Origin of the sequence: Streptosporangium sp. NPDC000563 (assembly GCF_040299985.1) — a bacterium.
Taxonomy (GTDB): Bacteria; Actinomycetota; Actinomycetes; order Streptosporangiales; family Streptosporangiaceae; genus Streptosporangium.
The window spans coordinates 917,416-941,907 of the sequence record NZ_JBEPDA010000001.1; the positions used below are offsets into that span (position 1 = coordinate 917,416).

Below are 24,492 nucleotides of genomic sequence, written 5' to 3' on the forward strand. Positions count from 1 at the left end.
GATGGAGGCGCGGGGCTCAGCGGGCGCCGAGCTTCTCCACGATCAGCCGGTACAGCTGACGGGGACGCCCCGGCTGGGGTGTCCGGTTCGGCGGAAGCGGCCACGCGAGTCCCTCGTCTACCAGCGTGCGCAACAACCGCCGTGCCGTACGCGGGGTGACGCCGAGCATCTTGCCCGCGCCCTCCGCGTCCACCACCGTGTCCCCGCCCTCCAGTTTGGCCGCGAGCCGGGCCAGGACCTCCACGCCCTTCGGCTTCAGCGCTCCCGCGCCCTGAGGAGGCATCCTGGGGGCCGGGATGAGCGCCCTGCCCTCACGGTCCACCGCGAAGCCCTGGGCCTGCTTGCCCGCCTGTGTGCGCGCGAGCGCGGCCCTGGCGTGCGACTCGGCGTCGTGGGTGGTGCGGCCCATGCCGACGCCCACCTCGACCGCGAGGCCCAGCTCGTCGCGGACCCGCGCGGCGAACGGCAGCACCCGGAAGCCCTCGGTGGCCGCGGCCACCGAGCCGCGGGTCGCGGTGACCATGTAGCTGTGGTCGTCGACCGCGGTGACCGACGCGTTGATCCGGTTGGCCTCCTGCACCAGCAACCGGTGCAGGGACAGCCGGAGCTCGTCGCGCCAGTAGCGTGGCGCGGCACGGCGAACCGGCTCGCGCAGCGTGGGCACCTCCACCAGGACCACGGTGAGCTGCGACTCCTCCAGCCTGTGGTGCGCGCCCAGCAGAGCCGCCGTGTGCAGCGCCGTGCGCACCGCGGCGGAGGTGGGGCGGATCCTGACCACGGGCACCCCGGCCGTCTGAAGGCGGTCGGCGACCGCGGGCAGGCAGGTGAGCGCCCCGCTCGTGCTGCCCTGGCGGGCGAGGCGTTCATGGAAGGCCGCGATCGTACCGGTGGCGCCCGGTTCGTCGCGGCTGTGCACATCCCCTGCGGGAAGGCTCAAATCGTGGTACGCCTCCTCGACCTCCGCCCTGCTCAGCACGTCGACGCTGACCCTGCGCGGGTCTATCCGCTCGTCCAGCGCGGCCCTCGCCAGCGCGGCGATCAGCGCGGCGCCTCCGAGCTGGACATACGTCGCGGGCATCGTCAGCACCCCCGATCGCCGTGCCAGATCGTAGGGGACCGGGCTGGCGAACAGGCACGCGTCCACCCCTGCTCCCAGCCGGGTGACCTTGTCGGCGGCCTCCTGCTCGTCGCGGTATGCCGCCGCCACCAGGCGGCAGGGTAACGGGGCGGCCGCATGTCCCATCAACATAACCCGTTCAACGAGGTCATGGGGGCCCACCACACCGATAGTGAGGTCTGGTGTCATGGCACCCGGGCGTGACACTCGTGGCGCTTCTTCGGCCCGCTCGACCAATGTTCGTCCCATCATGCCGTCCGTTTGTTTTCGGCTCTCTTTTGGAACGATCGCTTGCGAGGGCCGTAATGTCACGCCCGATTTGCGGCCAATTCCGGAAGCCACTTCCGGGTTAAAGCCATGACTGGCATCGTTTACACAGGTCAGAGCGGTTTTTGAGCGTCTCAAACCCGCTCATTATGAAGCTGAAATCTCTCGCCGCACGTCGGCCCCCAGGGACTGCATGCGCTCGGCCAGATAAGAGTGCCCGCGGTCGATGAGATAACCCGATCCGATGACGGTCTCCCCCTCGGCGGCGAGGCCGGCGAGCACGAGCGCGATTCCCGAGCGCAGATCGTGAGCGGTTACCTCTGTTCCGGTGAGCGGAGTGGCGCCGCGAACGACAGCACTGTTCTCTTTCACTTCAATGTCGGCGCCCATCTTGTTCAGTTCTGAGGCGAGAGCGAAACGCCCATCGAAGATGCGTTCATGAATGTAACTCGCGCCGTCGGCGAGGCACGCGACCGTCATGATCGGCGACTGCAGGTCCGTGGCGAAGCCGGGGTAGGTGTCGGTGATCACGTTGATCGGGCGCAGCGGGCGGTCCCTGCGCACGTGGAGCACCGCGCCGTGGTCGGCGAACTCCACCCCCATCTGCTCCAGCTTGTAGCGGACCACGCCGAGGTGGTCGAGGTCGGCGCCGACCAGGTTGACCTCGCCGCCGGTGACGGCGGCGGCCATGGCGAACACACCCGCGTCGAGGCGGTCCGGCATCACGGTGTGCTCGACGGCCTGGAGCTCCTCCACGCCCTCCACGGTGATGAACCCCGTGCCGCCGCCGCTGATCTTCGCGCCCATCCGGGTCAGCATCTCGATCACGTCGAGAACCTCGGGCTCCAGCGCCGCGTTCTCGATCACGGTGGTGCCGCGCCCGAGGGCGGCGGCCATGATCAGGTTTTCGGTGCCGGTGTGCGAGGGGGTGTCCAGGTACAGGGTGGCGCCGGTGAGCCCCGACGACTTGACGTGGATGACCGAGTCGCCCTCGTCCACGATCGCGCCCAGGCGCTTGTAGCCCAGGTAGTGGAAGTCGAGGTTGCGGCTGCCCAGGTTGCAGCCCCCCACGCCCTCGATCACCGCCTCACCGAGCCGGTGCAGCAGCGCGGGAACGAACAGCACGGAACCGCGGAAGCGGCGGGCGATCTCGGCGGGCAGGACCGGGCTGCTGAGCGTCGAGGCGTCGATCACCAGCGTGCGCTCCGCCTCGTGGAGCTCGACCGTGGCGCCGACCCTCTCCGCCAGCTCGACCGCGCGGCGGACGTCCTCGATGATGGGCACGTTGCGCAGGACCGTCCGGCCTCGGGACGCCAGCAGCGCGGCACCGATCATGGGCAGCACGGCGTTCTTGGCACCCTGGATGAAGGCGGTTCCACGAAGTGGGTTGCCACCGCGCACGCGGTAACGGACCATGCGTCATGCTCCTTGAAGTGATGTGGGTGATTCGTGTGGCGCGGGGCGGCAGCCGAGGTTTATCCGGCCAACAGTAGTCGTTGGATGCCCCTGAACCGGCCACTTCGCGGGGGAACTACCCCTCGAATGCCCGATAATCCTTGGCCTCCCGCCGCGTCCGCGCCACCCGTCGGCCCGTTACCTGCCCTTCGGGCCGCCCGCGGTGGTGAGGGGGGAGGCGGCCGAGAGGAGGTTGTCGGCCCGCTGGTCGACGAAGCGGGTGACGACCTGCTGGCCGTACCCGAACGCCATCGCCCAGACCAGGATCGCGGGCTGCGAGCCGAGCCCGGCGAAACCCGGTACGAAGCCCGAGTTCAGGATCAGCAGACCGAGCACCGAGGTGGCCACCCCCGCGGGGGCCTTGAGAAGGTTCTGCACGACCGCGAGCGAGTATCGGGTGGACAGCTCCGAGCGGGTCGAGAGCGAGGCCGCGGTGGCCAGCGCGGCGCCCAGCATGCCGATCAGGGCGACGAGAGGGACGTCGCCGTGCCCCGGCCGCAGACCGCCGGTCGGGCAGATCTGGGCGGGCATCAGCCCCTGGGTACGGATCACCGACTGGTCGCCGCACATCGGGATGACGTTCGGCCAGATCGCGCCGATGACCACCACGCTCAACACGATCAGGGACAGCATGACCACCCCGCCGAGCAGCAGGTTGCGGAAGCTGCGCACCCGCCCGGTCTCCATCGCCTGCGCCGTGTACGCGGCCCGCAGCACCGACTGCATCAGCGGCCTGTCGTTCTCCGACAGGTCCCCCGCCGCGAGTCTGGCCTGCAGGTGGACGAGCCGGGGGTCGTCGCCGGGCAGGTAGGCCCGGCCGATCGCCACCACCTCCGGGGCCCGGCCGCACAGCTCCGCCGCCGGCAGCACGCCGTACAGCATCACGGTGGCGCTGTTCACGTTGGACCAGGCGCCCTCGATGGCCTGGCCGGTCAGCCAGCGCCGTACGCCGTGCGTGCTGCGCGCGTACGTCTCCGCCCGCGCCAGGTGCGTGCCGATGCCCTCGCCCACCGAGGCGAGCTGCCCCGCCTCGTCGCGCATCGTGAGGGCCCGCTCGGTGTCGGCCCTGATCTCCTCGCTCCGGGTGGCGACGTACACCCGCCAGGTGCCGGGCCAGCGCAACACGCCGGTGTCGCCGATCCGCTCGGGGGGCATCGCGGGATCGAGCGACATCGTTCCTCCGGGGGGAGCGGCCTGGGACGGGCACCGACTGCCCCAGGCTTATCGCGACATGCCGATCAGGCGCTACACATCCCGCCGAAAACCAGGGCTCGGACGTGCCGGTCAGGTCCCGCGCACCCCCGGCGAACCGGGGCTCAGAGGTCGCCGCGGCTCGCGATGTCGGTGCGGTGGTGCGCGCCGCGCATCCGGATGCGCTCCACGGCCTCGTAGGCCGCCGCCCGCGCCGCGGGGACGTCGGGCCCCGTGCCGACCACGCTGAGCACCCGGCCCCCGTTGGAGACGATCCGGTCGCCGTCGAGGGCGGTGCCGGAATGCAGCACGTAGGCGTCCTCGACCGGGTCGGACAGCCCTTCGATCACGTCGCCCTTCACCGGCTCCGCGGGGTAGTTCTCCGCGGCGATCACCACGGTCACCGCGGCGCCTTCGCGGTAGGAGAGCGGCCCGAACCGGTCGAGCGTCCCGGTCGCGCAGGCGAGCAGCAGGCCCGCGAGGGGCGTCTCCAGCCGGTCCAGCACGACCTGGGTCTCCGGGTCGCCGAACCTCGCGTTGAACTCGATCACCTTCGGACCCTTGGACGTGAGGGCGAGCCCCACGTACAGCACCCCCGTGTACGGCGTGCCGCGTTTGGCAAGCTCGGTCACGGTCGGTATGACGGTCTCGGCCATCACCTGCTCGGAGAGGTCGTCGGGCGCCCACGGCAGCGGCGTGTAGGCGCCCATCCCGCCGGTGTTGGGGCCCTGGTCGCCGTCGTAGGCGCGCTTGTGGTCCTGGGCGGGCTGGAGCGGCACGGCGGTGGAGCCGTCGCAGAGCGCGAACAGCGACACCTCGGGGCCGTCGAGGAACTCCTCGATCACGACCCGCCCGCAGGCGGCGGCGTGCCGGAGCGCCTCGTCGCGGTCGTCGGTCACCACCACGCCCTTGCCCGCGGCCAGGCCGTCGTCCTTGACCACGTACGGCGTGCCGAACTCGTCGAGCGCGGCGGCGACCTCCTCGGGCGTGACGCAGGTGTGCGACCGGCCGGTGGGAACGCCCGCCGCGACCATGACGTCCTTGGCGAAGGCCTTGGAACCCTCGATCAACGCCGCCTGCCGCGAGGGCCCGAAGCAGGGGATCCCCGCCTGTCTGACGGCGTCGGCGACCCCGGCGACCAGGGGCGCCTCGGGGCCGATCACGACCAGGTCGGCTTCGAGGCTCCCGGCCAGCTCGGTGACCGAGGCCGGGTCGGTCGGCGTCACCGGGTGCAGGGTCGCGACCTGCGCGATACCCGCGTTTCCGGGAGCACAGTGGACCTCGGTGACCTGGGGGTCGGCCGCCAGCGACCGGCACAGGGCATGCTCACGCCCGCCGGATCCAATCACAAGAACGCGCACTCGTCAGAGCCTATCGTCCCTGCGGGGGCGCCCTCGGGCCCGTGCCCCCGGGAGGGGGTCTGCTCCCGGGATCCTGTGTGTCCTCCCGGGGATCCTGTGGGCCGGGAGCCTCGCGTTCCGGGCGGTTCACGCTTCGGGAGTTCCTCGCTTCGGGCGGCTCACGCTCTGGAAGGCCCCGTCTCCGGGACGTCGGCGCTTCCGGTGGACCCGTGCCCGTGGCGGATCCGAGGACTTGTCCACAGCCTGTGGACAAGTCGGAGCGCGCTCGGGTGGGAGAGGCGCCGTAAAGGGCGTGTGAATTTTGTCTGGTTACGCATGATCGACAGTTGAACCTGGGAGTAAGCTGAAAGTCGTCCCCCCAATCGTGTTACTTTTGGGTGGCTTTGCGTGTCTATTGCTGATTGGAGGTGGTTCGGGATGTCCTCTGGCGATCCCAGCAGTACGTGCCCGCGCACGCCTGCTGTGCGCACCCTCGACCACCCCATCTCGGTGCCCGACCGGCACCACACGCATCACCCTCCTCACCGGGGGTGACATCGCATCGCGTGTGGATCCCGCCAGGTTGGGCGGGAAAGGCTCGCCATGCGCTCCTCGCTTCTCTTTCCTCGCATCAAGCACACCCGGACGATCCGTGCCGCGCACACGCCCGCCGTCTCGATCCGTGAGCGGATGACCGGCGTCTGCGTACCGCCGAGCGACTCGCTCGTCGAGTACGCCGCGTACATCGGCGGCAAGAAGATCGACGCCCTGGGCATCCCCGACGCCCTGGAGCTCGTCCGTGCCCACAACGCGGCTCACGACCAGGGCTCCGACGCGGCCTCCGACGGAGGCTCCGGCGGAGGTGCCGGCAAGGGGAACGCCTTCGTCTGGGTCGGCCTGCACGAGCCCGACGCCCCCGAGGTCGAGTGGCTCGCCGAGGTCTTCGCCCTGCACCCGCTCGCCGTCGAGGACGCCGTCAAGGCTCACCAGCGGCCCAAGGTCGAACGTTACGGCGACTCGGTGTTCGTGGTCCTGAAGACCGTCGCCTACATCGACCACGAGGTGCTCACCGCCACCAGCGAGATCATCGGCACCGGCGAGCTCATGATTTTCGTCGGCCCCGACTTCGTGGTGACCGTGCGCCACGGCAGCCACTGCCCCCTCTCGGAGGTGCGCGCACGCCTTGAGGACAAGCCCAAGCTCCTCAACCGCGGACCCACCGGCGTGCTGCACGCGATCGCCGACCACGTGGTCGACAAGTACCTCAACGTGGCCGACCGCATGCAGGCCGAGTTGGAGGACGTCGAGGCCATGGTCTTCGCCGACGTCAGCGCCCGCGACATCGGCCGGATCTACAACCTCAAGCGCGAGATGATCGAGATGAAGCGGTCCGTGATGCCGCTCCAGTCGCCGATGTCCACGCTGGCCCAGCGCCGGATGATCCCCTCGGAGATGCGCGAGTACTTCCGCGACGTCGTCGACCACCTGGCCCGCGTCTGCGAGCAGGTCGAGTCGTCCAACGAACTCTGCAACTCCATACTGCAGGCGGCGCTCGCCCGCTCCAACGCGCTCGCCAACGAGGACATGCGGAAGATCTCCTCGTGGGTCGCGATCATGGCCGTCCCCACGATGATCGCCGGCATCTACGGCATGAACTTCGAGCACATGCCGGAGCTCGACTCCGTCTTCGGCTACCCGGTGGTGATCGGCGTGATGGTCATCGCCTGCACGCTGCTCTACCGGGGCTTCCGCCGCAACGGCTGGATGTGACCTGGGTTCTCCTGTCGGCCTCGCTCCACCGTGGCTCTCTCGTCGGCTTCGCTCCACCGCGGTTTCCGATGCGACGTCTGGATATGACCCGAGCTCTCCCGTCGGCCCTCAGGCGCTCAGCGGGCGCGCGGGGGTGACCGGCCGGGGGACGGGCATGCCCCGCTCGGTCCACAGGGCGATCATCCGGTCGGGATAGTCGGTGACGATCGCGGCCACCCCGAGATCGAGCAGCTCACCGGCCCGGCCGGGCTCGTTCACGGTCCACACGGCCATCGGCAGGTCGGCCTTCTCGGCCCGCCGGGCGAACTCCCGGTCGACCATCACGTGCTCGGGGGAGAGCGTGCTGCCCCCCGCCTCGACGGCGGCGGCCGGGACGTCGCCGCCGAAGTCCTCCAGACGGAGGCCGTCGAGCCACGCGCTGTCCATGGTGGCGCGCTCGATCAGGGCGTACCTCGGGGTCGCGGGGGTGAGCGAACGGGCGATCCGCAGGACGCGCCAGTCGAAACTGAGGATCGCCGCCCTGTCCAGTCTGCGGTGCCGGTCGAGCTCGGCGACGACCATCTCGGTGAACTCGGCGGGGTCGGCGCTCAGCTCCGGCCTGGTCGGATCGGACTTCAGCTCCACGTGCACCCGCACCCCGTCGGCGCCGTACGCGTCCATCAGGCCCAGCACGGAGGCCAGGGTCGGCATCCGGGTGTTCGGCACCGGCACCTGCGTCGCGGCGAAACGGTCCTCGGGGTGGCGCGGCACCCGTATCCCGCACTCCAGCGTGCGCAGCTGCGCCAGCGTGAGCGCTCCGACGGGCCGGCCCACGTACGGGAAGGCGGGGTCGCCGTGGAAGGCGGGACGGACGTCGGCGCTGGTCACCGGGGAGACGGTGAGATCGTGCGTGAGCACCAGCCGCCGGTCGGCCGTGAGCGCGACGTCGAGTTCGAGCGCGTCGACACCCAGTTCGAGGGCGTGGGCGAAACCGGGCAGGGTGTTCTCTGGACGGAGCCCGCGAGCGCCGCGGTGACCGTGAATCTCGGCATGCACACAGGGACCTTATCCACCTCGCGCGCCGATCGTCCGGTACGGCTCGCGTCTCGGTGACGCCGTTCGCGAGCCGTACCGGTCCTGACTAGATCAACGAGTGGATCTGAAGCGTTTCGGTACGGCCCGGGCCGACCCCGACGGCCGAGATCCTGGAGCCGCTCATCTCCTCAAGGGCCTTCACGTACGCCCGCGCGTTGGGGGGCAGATCCTCGAAGCTCCTCGCACCGGTGATGTCCTCCTTCCAGCCGGGGAACTCCTCGTACACCGGCTTGGCGTGGTGGAAGTCGGTCTGGGTCATCGGGATCTCGTCGTGGCGGACGCCGTCGATCTCGTAGGCGACGCAGACGGGGATCTTGTCCAGGCCGGAGAGCACGTCCAGCTTGGTGAGGAAGTAGTCGGTGACGCCGTTGATCCGGGTCGAGTAGCGGGCGATCACCGCGTCGAACCAGCCGCAGCGGCGGTTGCGGCCGGTGGTCACCCCGTACTCGCCGCCGGTGGTGCGCAGCCACTCGCCCATCTCGTTGTCGAGCTCGGTCGGGAACGGGCCGGCGCCGACGCGGGTGGTGTACGCCTTCAGGATGCCGATCACGCCGGTGAGCCGGGTCGGCGGGATGCCGGAACCCGAGCAGGCGCCGCCGCTCGTCGGGGAGGAGGAGGTGACGAAGGGGTAGGTGCCGTGGTCGATGTCGAGCAGGTTGCCCTGCCCGCCCTCCAGCAGCACGACCTTGTTCTCGTCCAGCGCCCTGTTGAGGACGAGCGAGGTGTCGGCGATGTGCGGCGTGAGGCGCTCGGCGTAGCCGAGATACTCCTCCAGGACCTTGCCCGCGTCGATCGCCCGGCGGTTGTAGATCTTGGTGAGGATCTGGTTCTTCTCGCCCAGCGCGACCTCGATCTTCTTCTGCAGGATGCCCGGGTCCAGCAGGTCCTGGACCCGCACGCCCATCCGGTAGATCTTGTCGCCGTACGCGGGGCCGATGCCCCGCCCGGTCGTGCCGATCTTGGCCTTGCCGAGGTAGCGCTCGGTGACCTTGTCCAGGGCCTTGTGGTGGGGCATGATCAGGTGCGCGTTCGCGGAGATCAGCAGCCGCTCCGCGGAGACTCCCCGGGCCTGAAGCCCGTCGATCTCGCTCAGCAGCACCCCCGGGTCGATGACGACGCCGTTGCCGATCACGGGGACGACGTTCGGGGAGAGCACTCCCGTGGGAAGCAGGTGCAGCGCGTACTTCTGGTCGCCGATGACGACCGTGTGGCCCGCGTTGTTGCCTCCCTGGTATCTGACGACGTAGTCGACCTGGTCTCCAAGCAGGTCGGTCGCCTTACCCTTGCCCTCATCGCCCCACTGGGCACCAACGAGAACGACAGCCGGCATCGTGAGTCTCCCACCACAAAAACGAAAACCCCTGGCGCAATCGCGACAGGGGCTCTTGCGTGGAGAGAATACCCGACCGCGCCCGAAATGGGGATCTCCCACCTTGGGAAAGAGGGTTCGGCGGGAGATCCCAGGGACGAATCGGAAGCTGACCCGCGGCTCAGCGGGACAGATCAGCTGCGGAGCCGACGGTCGAATACCCGCAGGTCAGCGGCTGTTCAGCTCCTCGGACGCCTCGGCGCTCGAATCCTTCAGAAACTGGAAGCACCGCTCGGCCTCCTCCTTCTCCCCGATGCTCTGGGCGGCGCGGGCGAGCGCGTGCAGGCACCGCAGGAACCCCTGGTTGGGAAGGTGCCCCCACGGGATCGGGCCGTGCCCCTTCCAGCCCGCCCTGCGGAGCTGGTCCAGGCCCCGGTGGTAACCGGTGCGGGCGAAGGCGTACGACGTCACGGCGTGCCCCGCCGCGAAGGACTCGTCCGCGAGCACGGCCCAGACGGCCGGGTACCCGGGGAAACGCGCGGCGACATCGGATGCTTTGGCGCCGGTTTCCAGTGCCTCCCTGGCCTCCGGTAGGTCCGGTAGCAGGGTGGGCGGCGGGCCGGCGAGGAGGTTCTCGTGCGATTCCATGACGACAGTCCTACCCGGTGGACCCGCGTCAGGCCAAGATCGGCCCCCGGAGTCTTTCCGGAAGCCGATCTCGTTGTCTCTGCTGTGACCCTTTTCTGGGCTTAGGAGAGCTTGGTGCCCGCGGACTTCAGGTGCTGGGCGGCCTCGACGATACGTGCCGCCATCGAGGCCTCGGCGGCCTTGCCGTACGAGCGGGGGTCGTACGCCTTCTTGTTGCCGACGTCGCCGTCGACCTTGAGAACGCCGTCGTAGTTCTTGAACATGTGGTCGACGATCGGACGCGTGAAGGCGTACTGCGTGTCGGTGTCGATGTTCATCTTCACCACGCCGTAGGCGATGGACTCGTGGATCTCCTCGAGCAGCGAGCCGGAGCCACCGTGGAAGACCAGGTCGAACGGCTTCTCCGCGCCGTACTTGGCGCCGACCGCGTCCTGGATCTCCTTGAGCACGCTCGGGCGGAGCTTGACGTGGCCCGGCTTGTAGACGCCGTGCACGTTGCCGAAGGTCGCGGCGAGCATGTAGCGGCCACGGTCGCCCAGGCCCAGGGCCTCGGCGGTCGCGAGGGCGTCCTCGGTGGTGGTGTAGAGCTTCTCGTTCATCTCGCCGACGACGCCGTCCTCCTCGCCGCCGACGACGCCGATCTCCACCTCAAGGACGATCTTCGCGCGGGCCGTCTTCTCGATGAGCTCCCGCGCGATGTCCAGGTTCTCCTCCAGCGGCACGGCGGAGCCGTCCCACATGTGCGACTGGAAGAGGGGGTCCTCGCCCCTCGCCACCCGCTCAAGGGAGATGTCGAGCAGCGGGCGTACGAAACCGTCCAGCTTGTCCTTGGGGCAGTGGTCGGTGTGCAGGGCGACCGTGACGGGGTAGTTCGCCGCGACGACGCGGGCGTACTCCGCCAGCGCCACCGAGCCGGTCACCATGTTCTTGACCGTGGTACCGGAGAGGAAGTCGGCGCCGCCGGTCGACACCTGGATGATGCCGTCGCTCTCCGCCTCGGCGAACCCCCTGAGCGCCGCGTTGAGGGTCTGTGATGAGGTCACGTTGATGGCCGGGTAGGCGAAACCGCCTGCTTTTGCCCGGTCGAGCATCTCGGCGTAGACCTCTGGAGTAGCGATAGGCATCGTGTCATCTCCCTGGAGACGGCTATGAACAGCTGGCGCGGCTATGAAGGCATAGCCCGCAGGCCAGTATTCCGGAGTTTCTTCCCGGCCGGATAGCTCGGGTACCACTTCGGCGCGTACCGAGGTGTCTCCGACCGTCTCCCCAACGGTATCCCCGGCCCCGTTCCCGCCGGATGGCCGGGACCCGCGGCCCCCCCTCGCCTCCCTTCCCACCAGGCAATCCCCGGCGCGGCGCTTTTCTGCCCCTTTTCCCGCGGGGGACTCGGCGGCCGTGGCGCGACCCGGACGAGGCGCGGATGATCTGCCGGAACACACCCTCCCTGACGGATCCGACCAGGTGGGTCGTGAAATCTCCTCACGAACCGCTAACCTCCACAGTGTGGGACGCCACAGGTCTGACCCCATGGGCATCGCGCGCCTGGTCCTCGTCGGACTCGCGGTGTCGGCGGTCGTCGTCCTGATCGTGCTGGGGGTCCTCTCGCTGGCCGGAAGCCTGGGCTCCGGCGCGCCGACGGCGTCGCCCGCCCCCTCGGACGCCGTCTCGTCCGCCGTCGCCTCCCCGCCGCCGTCCGCCACCCCCGAGCGCGTCCCGACGGTTCTCGTCGAGTGCCTGCGGGAACGGTGCCCCACGGTCTTCGTGAAGATCACCGGAGGTGACGTGCTCCTCGACAGGGAGATGGAGTTCGGGGAGCAGTTCCGGTCCTTCGACCCCAAGGTCGATGTCGTCCTCGCCGACTCCGCCGCCGTCCGCGTCGAGGTGAACGGTGCCGTCCGCTCCCCGGGGAAGGCGGGCGAACGCCAGGAGTTCACGGCCTCCCGCTAGCCCCGCCTCCCGCATCGTCGCAGGCGGCAAGCCGTACCGACCCGGGGCGGTCGGGAGGGCGTGCGGAACGCGGGGCCACCCCGTTTCCCACCGAGGCGGAACGCGGGGCTGCCTCGTTTCCCGCTGAGGCGGAGCGCGGGGTCGGCCCGTTTCCCGCTAGGCGAGGCCGAGGTCGGCCAGGGTGTAGGCGGTCAGGTACGGCAGTCCGGCCTCGGCGATCGCCGAGGCGGCCCCCCGGTCCACGATCGTGGCGACCGCCACGACCTCGGCGCCCGCCTCGCGCAGCGCCTCCACCGCCGTCAGCGGGGATCCGCCGGTCGTGGAGGTGTCCTCCACCACCAGCACCCGACGCCCCGACACGTCCGGACCCTCGATCCTGCGCTGCATGCCGTGGGTCTTCTGCGCCTTGCGGACCACGAACGTGTCGAGCCTCCCGCCTCGCGCGGCCGCCGCGTGCGTCATGGCGGCCGCCACCGGGTCGGCGCCCAGCGTGAGACCGCCGACCGCCTCGTAGTCCAGATCCTTGGTGATGTCCAGCATGACCCGCCCCACCAGCGGCGCCGCCTGCCCGTCGAGAGTCACCCTGCGCATGTCCACGTAGAAGTCGGCCTCCATGCCCGAGGACAGCACGACCTTGCCGTGCACCACGGCCTTGCCCTTGATCTCCGCCAGCAGGCTCTCGCGATCGCTCATGGCACAAGGTTAGGGCGACCGGGGAGCCCGCCCGATCGGGGCCCCGCCTACGAGCAGGCCGACCGTAACGTCGATTTCGGCCCGTGATGGCAAAAGTGCGATCCGGGTTTACTCGCGGCGCGGACTGCGGGATTATCCGGCAGGCAACTCCGGGTAATGGTGAGGTCACAATGGGTGCGGAAACATCTCAAGGCGACGCCGAGCTCCTGGCTGCCACCAGGAACGGCGACGTGGCCGCCTACCGGCTGCTCCATCGGCGACACGCCCCCGCGACGCGTGCCCTCGCCCGCCTGCTCCTGCCGGGGGCGAGCGAGGCCGAGGACCTCGTAGAGAAGGCGTTCGCCGAGATCCACCACGTGATCGCCCAGGGACACGGCCCGGAACAGGCGTTCCGTGTCCATCTGTTCACCGTCCTCCGCCGTATCGCCGACGACCGTTCCGGTACGGCCGGAGGCACACCGGCCGTACCGGAACGGTCGCCGGGGGAAGCCCCCAAGCGGGCCGACGGCGAGGACGAGGCCGATGAGGGGGCCGTGGAGCGGGCGACCGGCGCGGTCGCGGATGAGCCCGACGAGGGAGATGAGGGAGCTGTCGGGCGGGCGGCCGGTGAGGTCGAGGGTGGGGCGGAAGAGGGGACCGTCGAGCGGACGGTCCCCGCGACCGGGGAAGGAGCGGGTGGGGAGACCGGTGAGCGGCCCAGCGGTGAGGCGGGTGGGGAGACCGGTGAGCGGCCCAGCGGTGAGTCCGGCGGCGAGGTGGGCGAGGAGACCGGTGAGCGGTCCACCGACGGTGAGACGGGCAGGGCGGACGGGGAGACCGACGAGCGGGCGGACGGTGAGGCAGGGCCCTTCGATCCGCGCGCGTTTCTCGTGGACCCGTCACTGCGGGGCCTGGAACGCTCGCCGGTGGCGAGGGCGTTCCTCTCCCTGCCCGAGCGGTGGCAGTTCGTCCTGTGGCACGCCGAGGTCGAGAGGCTCAGGATCGAGGACGTCGGGCTCCTGCTGGGGCTGACCGTGAACGGCGCGGCCGCCCTCGCCCACCGGGCGAAGGAGGGGATGCGCCAGGCGTGCCTGCGCATCCACCTGGCCGAGACGTCCGCCCCCGAGTGCCGGCCCGTGCTGACCAGGCTGGGCCCTCACACGCGTGGCGGCCTGGACAGGGAACGAAGCAGGGTCATCGAAAGGCACCTGGAGGGGTGCTCCGGCTGCCGCGCGGTGCTCACGGAACTGACCGGCATCGGCCACGGCGTCCGCTCCGTCATCGGCCCGCTCGTCGCCGGTCCCGCGTTCCCCGCCTACCTGACGGCGCTCGCCAGGATGGGTGCCACGGTGGGGGGCGGCGGGCTGTCCGGCCGCTGGCGGAGGGCTCCCCGATCCGTACGGCGCGCCGTCGCGGCCGGTGCGATGGCCACCTCGGTCGTGGTGGCCGCGGCCCTCGTGCTGGTGTCGACGGAGGAGCCCGTCCGATGGCCGAGCACGGCCTCCGAGCCGATCGTCGTGGCCCCGGTGCCCGACTCGCCGGACCCGGAGGTGCCGGAGATCTCCGAAGCCCCCGTACCGTCACCGTCGGGGCGGTCGGCGGAATCCGGCCGCGGACCCGAGGAGACCGGAGCGGCGCCCGGATCCGTTGCCGGCGCGCCCCTCGACGGAGAGTCCGTCGAGACGGGCCCCGGGGACAGGGCCGGTGGGTCCGAGGGGGGCGCGTCGGCCGGAGCGGGGCCCGGAGGGGGGCCCGGAGGGGGGCAGGGCGGCCGGACGGGTGCCTGGCTCGCTCCCCGCCTGGTGGCCAGGATCGACGCGCTCGGCGCCCTTGTCAGGTCCGAGGCCGGAATCGTCGTGGTGCGGCTGCGCAACGCCGGCCGGGGGCAGAGCGAGGAGGTCGTCGCCGACGTCGGGCTGCCGCGAGGTGTGACGCTGCCGTCCGGGTCCCGCCGAGGAAACGCCGTCGGTGGCGTCACACCGGTGGGTACGGTCGACGGCTGGTCCTGCCGGGCACGAAACCGGGGCGCCCGGTGCGTCCGCGGCCCACTCCCCGCGGGCCGGGCCACGGCGGTCTTCCTGAGGGTCCTGGTGTCGGATGAGGCGGCCTACGGGACGTCGCCCTCGGTCACGGTCACCACCGCGGGGACGCGGGTGGAGGCGAGGTCACGCAGCAGGGTACGGGCGACGGGGGCCCCGGCCAGGTTCGCCACCGACGGCCGGGTCGCCGTCTCCGCGATCGGCAACACCCTGGTGAGCTGCGCGTCCTCGGAGCCCGCGTGCGAGGCCGCCCGCTCCCGACGGGGTGGCAGACGCGACAACAACAACTGGGAGATGCGTCCCATCGATCATGACGGGGATCCGTCGACGAGCAGTTCGAGCGCCGCCCGGCTCGCCCTGCCGGCGGCGAGCAAGGTGGTGTGGGCGGGACTCTACTGGTCGGCGAGCGCGCCACCGGGCGGGCGGATCAAGCTCAAGGTGCCGGGTGAGGAACGGTACCGGCAGGTCAGGGCCACGCAGGTGGTGGAGAGAGAACTGCCCGCGGGGCGCGGTTACCAGGCGTTCGCCGATGTGACGCGTTTGCTGGGCAGGGTTCGCGGGACGTACTGGGTGGCCGACGCCTCGGTGCGGTCAGGTGTGGCGCGTCACGCCGGGTGGAGCCTGGTGGTCATCGTCGCCGACCCGCGCCGGCCGTACAGCCAGGCCGTCGTCGTCGACACCACCGAGATGCTGGACGGGGAGAATCGCTCGGCGCGGATACCGCTCGAAGGGCTGACGCCCTCCGGCGTGCCCGCGAGGATGTCCCTGGTGACCTGGGAGGGGGACGCGGGCGTCGGGGGCGATCGGGTGAGGCTCGGCGGCCGGACCCTGCGGCCCGCGGGCGGGGAGCGGGACCCGGGCAATCCCTTCGACGGGTCCGCCGCCGGGGCGCGGGGCACCGGTACGACCTTCGGCACGGACGTGGACCGCTTCCGGGCGCCTCTCGGCCGTGACCCGGTGCTGGAGATCAGTACGCGCGAGGACGTTCTGCTGTTCGGCGTGGCGGCGGTGAGCGTGCGGACCGCCCCGTGACGGCCCTCGGTGGTCGGCGACGCGGTGGAAGTGGAAGGTGAGTCGTCGGCGGTGCCGTGAAGGGAGTCGACGGCGCCGCGAAAGGAGAGGACGGCACCGTGAAAGGAGGGGGCGGTCGTACACCTGACGAGGCGCATCGCCGACGGAAGAGGAGTCGTATCCCCGGCGGAAGGGCGCACCACGCCTGCGGGTTCGTTGTGCGGTGAGGGGGTGGTGTGAAGGCTGGGGAGGCCGGGGCGCGATGAGGGAGAACCAGAAGTGATAGCACCTCGCCGAACGGGTTCACGAACGGGACAAACTGGTACGGTCTGCGTGAACGATCCAGCGTATGGTCGAGCGCGGGTGGAATCGTCGGGATTCACCCTCGGATGGTCAGCTGCTTGATTACCCTGAGGAAGGGCCGTCTGTCCGGTCTCTGAGGGGTTCTTTCAGGCTTGTCTGAACCGAAGGATCGGGCTACGTAGGAAGGGCGGTGTCGTGTGGATCGTTGCGCGCTGTTCGTGGACGCCGGCTACCTGCTGGCCGACGGCGCGATGGCGGTGCACGGTATCCGCCACCGCGAGTCCGTCTCCTGGGACTACCCGGGGCTGCTCCAACTGCTCAACAAGTTGTCGAGAGAGCGCACCGGGCTGCCGTTGTTGCGCTGCTACTGGTACGAGGCGACCGTGGAGGGCCGCCGCACCCCGGAGCACGACACGCTGGCCGAGATCCCCGGCCTCAAGCTCCGCCTGTCGCGCATCCGCCCCGGTCGTCGCGAGGGTGTCGACGCCCAGGTCCACCGCGACCTGATGACGTTGGCCCGCAACGGCGCGGTCTGCGACGCGGTCGTGGTCAGCGGTGACGAGGACCTGGCGCAGGTCATCTGCGACGCCCAGGACCTCGGCATCCGGGTCACCGTGGTGCACATCGGCGCCGACGGCAGCTGGGCCGTCTCCCGTACGCTCCGCCAGGAGTGCGACGACCTGATCGAGATCGGCGCCGGTCAGCTGCGCCCCCACGTCAGCCTGCTGAGCGGCGACACACCCGCCCTGGTGGCCAACGGCCACCAGCGCGCCGCCAACGGCCAGCCCGTCTCCGCGCGCGGCACCGGGGGCGGCGGCGGAAACACCGGGAGCATCGGTGCGAACACCGCCGCCCCGGCCACCAGTCCCATCCCCGCGGTCCAGCCGTCCCGCGCGGCTCACGCCCAGCCCGCGCTGCCCTCCGCCTATCAGAGCTACACCCAGGAGTCACCGGTCGTCCCGGCCGCTCCCGTCACACCGCCGTCACCGTCGTCGCCACCGCCGCCCCCGCCCGCCTCCCCGCCCTCGCACGCGGCCGTCAGCACCCAGACCGGTCCGCTGCCCGTCGCGCCGCAGTACTCGCTGGGCAACACCGGCGGCATGCCGAGCTATCAGTCCCCGCAGCAGCAGATGGGCGCCTACACCGGTCCCCAACCGGCTCCGGTGCCGACGCAGAGCACCGGAACCGGTGCCGCGACGACCCTCTCCGACGCGGTGCAGGCCGCCCACAAGGAAGGCCACGACTTCGGCGAGTCCGTGGCCAAGGACGCGCCCGCCCTGTGGCTGGAGGCGGTCCTCGCCCGCAAGCCCCGGATGCCCTCCGACCTGGAGGCGCGCCTGCTCCAGGGCTCCTCACTGCCGATCGACTTCCTCCTGCACGACGAGGTCCGTCACGCCCTGCGCCGCGGCTTCTGGGACGCCCTGGAGCGCGCCCGCCGCTGAGAGGCACCCAGGAGACGTACGGCCGGCTCGGAAGGAAACCCGCGGCGCGAGAGGATCGCGCTGCGGAGATCCCTCAGGGAGGCGCGGAGACGCTCCTCAAGTGACGCGGGGATCCCTCGGGGAGGCGCGGAGACGCCCCTCAAGTGACGCGGAGATCCCTCGGGGCGGCGCGGAGACATCCCTCAGGCGGGCGCGGAGAGGTCCGCCGGGTGACTGCGGGGCACCCGTCAGGTGACCTCGAAGACGCCCCTCAGGTAAGGGCGTCGAAGCCCGCGCGCAGGTGGTCGAGACGATTGGACAGGTCGGTCAACGGCCCCGCGAGACCGGGGTCGCCGCCTTTACGGGCCAGTTCCACGACCCGGCCGACCTCCTCCTCGACGGCGGCCAGGCGCCTGGACAGCTCGGGCAGCACGGCCGCCTGGTCGGCCGCCTCACCGGGCGGCAACTCCGTGGCGAGGCGTTCGCGGAGCATGGTGGCCTGCTCGGCGAGCCTGCGGTTCATGTTGTAGAGCTCCACGAACACCGCGACCTTGGCCCGGAGCACCCAGGGGTCGAAGGGCTTGGTGAGATAGTCGACGGCGCCCGCCGCGTAGCTGCGGAAGGCGTAGTCGGGCGCGCTGTCGACCACGGTAAGGAAGATGATCGGGATGTTGCGGGTTCGTTCGCGGCGTTTGATGTGGGCCGCCGTCTCGAACCCGTCCATGCCCGGCATCCGGACGTCGAGCAGGATCAGGGCGAACTCCGTGCCGAGCAGCGCTTTCAGCGCCTCCTCCCCGGACTTCGCCCGGACGGGGATCAGATCGAGCGAGCTGAGAATGGCCTCAAGCGCGATGAGGTTCTCCTCCCGGTCGTCCACCAGGAGGATCTTGGCTTTGTCCGGCATCGATCACACGCCTTCGTCGGGGTCGGCGGCCGGCTTGCCCCGGGTGAGCCAGCCGCGCAGCCTTTCCAGCAGGCGGTCGACGTCCACGGGCTTGGGCACGTAGTCGGAGGCGCCGGAGGCGATGCTCTTCTCCCGGTCGCCTCGCATGACCTTAGCGGTCAGCGCGATGATCGGCAGATCCGCGAACTGGGGCATCCGGCGGATCGCGGAGGTGGTGGCCCAGCCGTCCATCTCCGGCATCATGATGTCCATCAGGACGAGGGCGACGTCCTCGTTGCGTTCGAGCTGCTCGATGCCCTCGCGACCGTTCTCCGCGTAGATCACCGTGGAGCCGTAGCGTTCGAGCACGCTGGTCAGCGCGAACACGTTGCGGATGTCGTCGTCCACGATCAGGATCTTCGCCCCGGTGAGCGGATCGTCGCCCTTCCACGGCTTGCCCTCGCCCTGCGGGAACTGCGGCAGGGGCATGTCGTCGTTGAGCGTCAGCTCCGGCAGGTCGCCCGGCTCCTCGAGCACCCCGATGAGCGTGGTGTTGCGGGGGGAGGAGGGAGTGCTCGCCCCGCCGTCGCGCGAGGACAGCGGGCCGCCGTACGACGGGGGCAGGTAGAGGGTGAAGGTGCTGCCCTCGCCGACCTCGCTGACCACGTGGATCTCGCCGCCGAGCAGGCGGGCGATCTCGCGGCAGATGGACAGGCCGAGACCCGTCCCCCCGTACTTGCGGCTGGTGGTCCCGTCGGCCTGGCGGAACGCCTCGAAGATGACCTCCAGCTTGTCGGAGGCGATCCCGATGCCGGTGTCGACCACCTCGAAGGCGAGGATGCCGTCGGTGCCGCGCAGGGTGTCGTCCACGAAGGCGACGGCGCGCCTGGCGTGGATCACGCGCAGCCGCACCTCTCCCTTGGGGGTGAACTTGATCGCGTTGGAGAGCAGGTTGCGCAGCACCTGCTGGAGGCGCTGCTCGTCGGTGCGGAGCTCCTGCGGGATCGACGGGTCGATCTCGACGGTGAACGACAGGCCCTTGTCCTGGGCGAGCGGCGCGAAGGTGGCCTCGAAGTAGTCGACGAGCTTGGGCAGGGAGATCTGCTGGGGGTGGATGTCCATCCGGCCCGCCTCGACCTTCGACAGGTCGAGGATGTCGTTGATCAGCTGCAGCAGGGCGGAACCGGCGCCGTGGATGGTCCTGGCGAACTCCACCTGCTGTGCGGTGAGGTTGCCGTCGGCGTTCTCGGTGAGCAACTTGGCGAGCACGAGCAGGCTGTTCAGCGGGGTGCGCAGCTCGTGGGACATGTTGGCGAGGAACTCCGACTTGTAGCGGGAGGAGACCGCGAGCTGCTCGGCGCGCTCCTCCAGCGTGCGGCGGGCCTGCTCGATCTGGAAGTTCTGGATCTCGATCGCCCGGTTCTGCTTGGCGAGCAGCGCGGCCTTGTCCTCCAGTTCGGCGTTGGAGCGGCGCAGCTCCTCCTGCTGGCGCTGGAGCTCGTCGGAACGCTCCTGCAGCTCGGTGGTGAGGCGCTGCGACTCGGTCAGCAGGTCCTCGGTCCTGGAGTTGGCGATGATCGTGTTCATCGTGACGCCGATGGTCTCGACGAGCTGGTTCAGGAAGTCGTGGTGGACCTCGCTGAACTCGCTGAACGAGGCGAGCTCCAGGACGCCGAGCACCTGTGTCTCGAACAGGACGGGCAGCACGACGATCTGCGCGGGCGTGGAGGTGCTGAGGCCGGTGTCGACGGTGAGGTAGCGGGCGGGCACGTTGCCGAGGATGATCCCCCTGCCCTCCAGCGCGGCCTGGCCCACGATGCCCTCGCCGGTGGCGAACCGCTGCCGGGGTCCGCTGCCGGGGCGGGCGCCGTACCCGGCGATGAGGAGCAGGTCGCGGTCGCCGGTGGGTTCCGCGAGGTAGAAGGCGCCGTAGTGTGCCGACACCAGCGGGGTGAGCTCGCTCATGATGAGCTTGGCGACCTCCATCTGGTCGCTGTGGCCCTGCATGAGGCGGGAGATCCTCGCCAGGTTGGACTTCAGCCAGTCCTGCTCCTGGTTGGCGGTGGTGGTGTCGCGCAGCACCGCCACCATCATGTTGATGTTGTCCTTCAGCTCGCCGATCTCGCCCTCGGCGTCGACGGTGATGGAGCGGGTGAGGTCGCCGGTCGCGACGGCGGTGGTGACCTCGGCGATGGCGCGCACCTGGGTGGTGAGGCGGGCGGCGAGCTCGTTGACGTTCTCGGTGAGGCGCTTCCAGATGCCCTCGGCACCCTCGACGCGGGCCTGGCCGCCCAGCTTGCCCTCCGAGCCGACCTCGCGGGCGACGCGGCTCACCTCGGAGGCGAACGACGACAGCTGGTCGACCATGGTGTTGATCGTGGTCTTCAGCGCGAGGATCTCGCCCTGGGCGTTCACGTCGATCTTGCGGTTCAGGTTGCCCGACGCGACGGCGGTGGTGACCTCGGCGATGTTGCGGACCTGGTAGGTCAGGTTGTTCGCCATGGAGTTGACGTTGTCGGTGAGGTCCTTCCAGACCCCGGAGACGCCGCGTACGCGGGCCTGGCCGCCGAGCTGGCCTTCGGTGCCGACCTCGCGGGCGACGCGGGTGACCTCGTCGGCGAACATCGACAGCTGGTCCACCATGGTGTTCAGGGTGTCCTTGAGCTGGAGGATCTCGCCCTGGGCGTCGGCGGTGATCTTCTTGGACAGGTTGCCCTGGGCGACGGCGGTGGACACCGCGGCGATCTGGCGGACCTGGGTGGTGAGGTTGTTCGCCATCACGTTGACGTTGTCGGTGAGGTCCTTCCAGGTGCCGGAGACACCGGGCACCTGCGCCTGACCGCCCAGCTGACCCTCCGAGCCGACCTCGCGGGCGACGCGGCTCACCTCGGAGGCGAACGACGACAGCTGGTCGACCATGGTGTTGATCGTGGTCTTCAGCGCGAGGATCTCGCCCTGGGCGTTCACGTCGATCTTGCGGGTCAGGTCTCCGTTGGCGACCGCGGTGGTGACCTCGGCGATGTTACGGACCTGGTAGGTCAGGTTGTTCGCCATGGAGTTGACGTTGTCGGTGAGGTCCTTCCAGACCCCGGAGACGCCGCGTACGCGGGCCTGGCCGCCGAGCTGGCCTTCGGTGCCGACCTCGCGGGCGACGCGGGTGACCTCGTCGGCGAACATCGACAGCTGGTCCACCATGGTGTTCAGGGTGTCCTTGAGCTGGAGGATCTCGCCCTGGGCGTCGGCGGTGATCTTCTTGGACAGGTCGCCCTGGGCGACGGCGGTGGACACCGCCGCGATGGCGCGGACCTGGGTGGTGAGGTTGCCCGCCATCACGTTGACGTTGTCGGTGAGGTCCTTCCAGACGCCGGAGACGCCGCGCACCTGCGCCTGGCCGCCCAGCTGACCCTCGGTGCCGACCTCGCGGGCGACGCGGGTGACCTCCTCGGCGAACGCGAGGAGCTGGTCGACCATGGTGTTGACGGTGTTCTTCAGCTCGAACATCTCGCCGACCGCGTCGACGGTGACCTTACGGCTCAGGTCGCCCCGGGCGACCCCGGTGGTCACCGCGGCGATGTCGCGGACCTGCGCGGAGACGCGGCTGGACATGGTGTTGACGGCCTCGGTGAGGTCGCGCCAGCTTCCCGACATGCCGCGCACGTTCGCCCGGCCGCCCAGGCGCCCCTCGGTCCCGACCTCCCTCGCCACCCGCGTCACCTCGGAGGTGAACAGCGACAGCTGGTCGACCATGCCGTTGATCGCCTTGCCGAGGCGGCGCACCTCGCCCCGGGCACCGCGGTCGAGATCGATCCGGCGGGAGAGGTCGCCCTTCGCCACCGCGTCGATCACGTCGGCGGCCCCGCTGACCGGGCCCACGAGCGCGTCGATCAGCGTGTTGACCGAGTCGACGCTCTCGGCCCACGAGCCCACGCCGGGGCCGGGGGTGAGGCGCTCGCCGAAGCGGCCCTCCTTGACCACCTCGCGGCGGACCCGGTGCAGCTCGTTCGCGAGGTGCTCGCGGCGGTCGGCGACCTCGTTGAGCAGCAGGCGGATCTCGCTGAGGATCCCGGGAGGTGCGTGTGGCACCCGGCGGCGGAAGTCACCGTCGCGCCAGGTGATGAGCGTCTGAAGGATCGGTCGTAGATCCGATTCGCTGTAACGTCGCTCCTCGACGTCGGACACGGTATTGACCGTGGTCATATGACCTCCCTGACTCCCGGGGGCGCGGCCGTGAGTCACCCCAGTCTGTCACGGTGCGCAATGTGTAGTCCCACCTTCGATTCACCCCATGTCAACGGGAAGTGTGGTAGTCACGGAACAGTGACCAGTGCTCCCCGCGCCGTTCTGGCGGCGACCTTCGCCCCAGGAGACACGGCCGTCCCTGCCGCCAGGCGGTTCACCATCGAGGTGATGACCGCCTGGGCCGCCGCGTCCGTCCTGGCGGTCGCCGAACGGCTGGCCGCCGACCTGTCGTCGCAGGTCACGGACGTTCCCTTCGAGATCGTCTGGAGCCATCTGGGTGATGGCCTGCGGATCGAGGTGCGCCAGAGGCAGGCTCCCGCAGAAAGCCCCGGCGCGCCGTCCGTGCCGGTGGAGGAATGGGGTGTCACCTTCGCCGGCCAGCAACGCACGCACTGGGCCAAGATCCGCCTGGCCGGCTCCTCCGGACGTCCGTCCTCGGAGTGGGCCACCGAAGAGCCCAGCCGTGGGCCGATATGGATGGGTTTTCTCGCCGATGCGAGCGACCTGCTGGCAGGCACTCTCGACCCTGACATGGTGCCCGCGATCATCTCGCAGATCGTGGTGCCGCGGCTCGCCACCTGGTGTGCCGTCTATACGTGGAGCAACGGCGGCGGTCCGCAGCGTCCAGCCTACCTCTGGCACACCGACGAGCGGCGCATCGACGAGCTCAGGGAGGAGCTCGCCGACGCCCAGATCCCGCAGGGCGGTGGGTCCATGCAGCTCGCCGACTCGCAGGTGCTGGTCATCCCCCTCCTGGCGCGCGGGCGCACGCTGGGCGCGATGTGCCTGGGGCGGCCCGACCGGTTCGCCGAGGACGTGTTCCAGTACGCCGAGGACATCGGCCGCCGTGCCGCGCTCGCCCTCGACAACGCCCTGCTGTACGCCACCCAGGCGGCGGCGAACCGGGCACTGCAGCGCAGCCTGCTCCCTCCGGACGAGCCGGGCGAGATCCCCGGTCTCGACCCCGCCGTGGTCTACGAGCCCGCAGGGGAGACCAACGAGGTCGGCGGCGACTTCTACGATCTTTTCGCGGCCGGTGACAGCGCCTGGCGGTTCGCGGTGGGCGACGTCTGCGGGACCGGCCCCGAGGCCGCCGCGGTGACCGGTCTGGCCCGCCACACCCTGCGCCTGCTCGCGCGGGAGGGGTACGGGGTGGCGGCCGTTCTCGAACGCCTCAACCAGGCGATCCTGGACGAGGGGGATCGTGCCCGCTTCCTGACGCTGCTGCACGGGGAGATCACGCCCGTGCCGAGCGGACTGGACGTGGCGATGGTCTCCGCGGGGCACCCGGAGGCGCTGCGGCTGCGGCCCAACGGTGACGTGGAGGCCGTGGTGACCTCCCAGTCGCTGCTCGGGGTCTTCCCCGAGGCGACCTTCAAGGCGGAACTCGTCCACCTCGACCCCGGTGACGTGCTTCTCGCGGTGACCGACGGGGTGACCGAGCGTCGCAGGGACGGACGGCTGCTCGACGACGACGCGGGGCTCGCCAAGCTGCTGGCCGAGTGCGTGGGGCTGTCGGCGCGGGCGGTCGCCGAACGGATCCGCCGCGCGGTCCAGGACTTCGCCCCCGAGCCGAGCGCCGACGACATGGCGATCGTGGTCCTGCGGGCCCGCTGACGGGGACCGCCGACCGGTCGGAGTCGGTCATCGGCCCTCTCGCCGGCCGGGCAGGGCCGTCCTCACCTCACGGGAGACCGTCACCCCTTCACCGTCGTCACCTCACGGGAGGCCGTCACCCCTTCGGGGGAAGGGCGTCACCTTTTCACGGGGAGACCGTCACCTCACGGGGAGACCGTCACCCCTTTG

General features: G+C 70.4%; 16 protein-coding genes. 5 read left to right on the plus strand and 11 right to left on the minus strand.

The window, feature by feature from the left end; all coding sequences use genetic code 11:
- Positions 1-16: 16 nt before the first annotated feature.
- The 4 genes from ABT352_RS04330 to purD form a co-directional block, all read right to left on the minus strand.
- Positions 17-1,306 carry a GTP cyclohydrolase IIa gene (locus ABT352_RS04330; RefSeq protein ID WP_350942411.1) on the minus strand — a complete coding sequence of 430 codons (1,290 nt, stop codon included), beginning with the start codon at positions 1,304-1,306 and terminating at the stop codon, positions 17-19.
- A gap of 225 nt (positions 1,307-1,531) precedes the next feature.
- Positions 1,532-2,800: a UDP-N-acetylglucosamine 1-carboxyvinyltransferase gene (murA, locus tag ABT352_RS04335; protein ID WP_350942413.1), complete on the minus strand. Its 1,269-nt coding sequence runs from the start codon at positions 2,798-2,800 to the stop codon at positions 1,532-1,534.
- Between the two features lie 177 nt (positions 2,801-2,977).
- A complete protein-coding gene (locus ABT352_RS04340; RefSeq protein WP_350942415.1) occupies positions 2,978-4,012 on the minus strand; it encodes a hypothetical protein in 1,035 nt (344 codons plus the stop codon).
- A gap of 143 nt (positions 4,013-4,155) precedes the next feature.
- Positions 4,156-5,391 (minus strand): phosphoribosylamine--glycine ligase, encoded by a 1,236-nt coding sequence (gene purD, locus ABT352_RS04345; RefSeq protein WP_350942417.1) that lies wholly within the window; start codon positions 5,389-5,391, stop codon positions 4,156-4,158.
- 582 nt (positions 5,392-5,973) lie between these two features.
- Between purD and corA the strand changes: the two genes are divergently transcribed.
- On the plus strand, positions 5,974-7,140 hold the full coding sequence (corA, locus tag ABT352_RS04350; RefSeq protein WP_350942419.1) for a magnesium/cobalt transporter CorA: 1,167 nt from the start codon (positions 5,974-5,976) through the stop codon (positions 7,138-7,140).
- A 108-nt stretch (positions 7,141-7,248) separates the two neighbouring features.
- On the opposite strand, the gene ABT352_RS04355 is transcribed toward corA, so the two are convergent.
- The 4 genes from ABT352_RS04355 to fbaA all read right to left on the minus strand — a co-directional run bounded on the left by ABT352_RS04355 (position 7,249) and on the right by fbaA (position 11,295).
- Positions 7,249-8,175, minus strand: coding sequence for a glycerophosphodiester phosphodiesterase family protein (locus tag ABT352_RS04355; RefSeq protein ID WP_350942421.1), 927 nt, complete (start codon positions 8,173-8,175; stop codon positions 7,249-7,251).
- Positions 8,176-8,260: 85 nt separating this feature from the next.
- Positions 8,261-9,544 carry an adenylosuccinate synthase gene (locus ABT352_RS04360; protein ID WP_350942422.1) on the minus strand — a complete coding sequence of 428 codons (1,284 nt, stop codon included), beginning with the start codon at positions 9,542-9,544 and terminating at the stop codon, positions 8,261-8,263.
- A 207-nt stretch (positions 9,545-9,751) separates the two neighbouring features.
- Positions 9,752-10,171: a DUF3151 domain-containing protein gene (locus tag ABT352_RS04365; RefSeq protein ID WP_350942423.1), complete on the minus strand. Its 420-nt coding sequence runs from the start codon at positions 10,169-10,171 to the stop codon at positions 9,752-9,754.
- A gap of 101 nt (positions 10,172-10,272) precedes the next feature.
- A complete protein-coding gene (fbaA, locus tag ABT352_RS04370; RefSeq protein ID WP_350942425.1) occupies positions 10,273-11,295 on the minus strand; it encodes a class II fructose-bisphosphate aldolase in 1,023 nt (340 codons plus the stop codon).
- A gap of 403 nt (positions 11,296-11,698) precedes the next feature.
- Here fbaA and ABT352_RS04375 point away from each other — a divergent pair, with 403 nt between their 5' ends.
- Positions 11,699-12,118: a hypothetical protein gene (locus tag ABT352_RS04375; RefSeq protein ID WP_350942427.1), complete on the plus strand. Its 420-nt coding sequence runs from the start codon at positions 11,699-11,701 to the stop codon at positions 12,116-12,118.
- 156 nt (positions 12,119-12,274) lie between these two features.
- Here ABT352_RS04375 and pyrE read toward each other — a convergent pair whose 3' ends face one another.
- Positions 12,275-12,811, minus strand: a complete 537-nt coding sequence (pyrE, locus tag ABT352_RS04380) for an orotate phosphoribosyltransferase (RefSeq protein ID WP_350942429.1) — start codon at positions 12,809-12,811, stop codon at positions 12,275-12,277.
- Positions 12,812-12,981: 170 nt separating this feature from the next.
- Here pyrE and ABT352_RS04385 point away from each other — a divergent pair, with 170 nt between their 5' ends.
- Positions 12,982-15,861, plus strand: coding sequence for a zf-HC2 domain-containing protein (locus ABT352_RS04385; protein WP_350942431.1), 2,880 nt, complete (start codon positions 12,982-12,984; stop codon positions 15,859-15,861).
- A gap of 479 nt (positions 15,862-16,340) precedes the next feature.
- Positions 16,341-17,585, plus strand: a complete 1,245-nt coding sequence (locus tag ABT352_RS04390) for an NYN domain-containing protein (RefSeq protein WP_350942432.1) — start codon at positions 16,341-16,343, stop codon at positions 17,583-17,585.
- 250 nt (positions 17,586-17,835) lie between these two features.
- On the opposite strand, the gene ABT352_RS04395 is transcribed toward ABT352_RS04390, so the two are convergent.
- Together ABT352_RS04395 and ABT352_RS04400 are read right to left on the minus strand one after the other, a co-directional pair.
- Entirely contained in the window at positions 17,836-18,468 is a 633-nt protein-coding gene (locus ABT352_RS04395) for a response regulator (RefSeq protein ID WP_350942434.1), read from the minus strand.
- A 3-nt stretch (positions 18,469-18,471) separates the two neighbouring features.
- Positions 18,472-22,644, minus strand: a complete 4,173-nt coding sequence (locus ABT352_RS04400) for a HAMP domain-containing protein (protein ID WP_350942435.1) — start codon at positions 22,642-22,644, stop codon at positions 18,472-18,474.
- A gap of 120 nt (positions 22,645-22,764) precedes the next feature.
- Here ABT352_RS04400 and ABT352_RS04405 point away from each other — a divergent pair, with 120 nt between their 5' ends.
- Positions 22,765-24,303: a PP2C family protein-serine/threonine phosphatase gene (locus ABT352_RS04405; RefSeq protein ID WP_350942437.1), complete on the plus strand. Its 1,539-nt coding sequence runs from the start codon at positions 22,765-22,767 to the stop codon at positions 24,301-24,303.
- Positions 24,304-24,492: the final 189 nt, after the last annotated feature.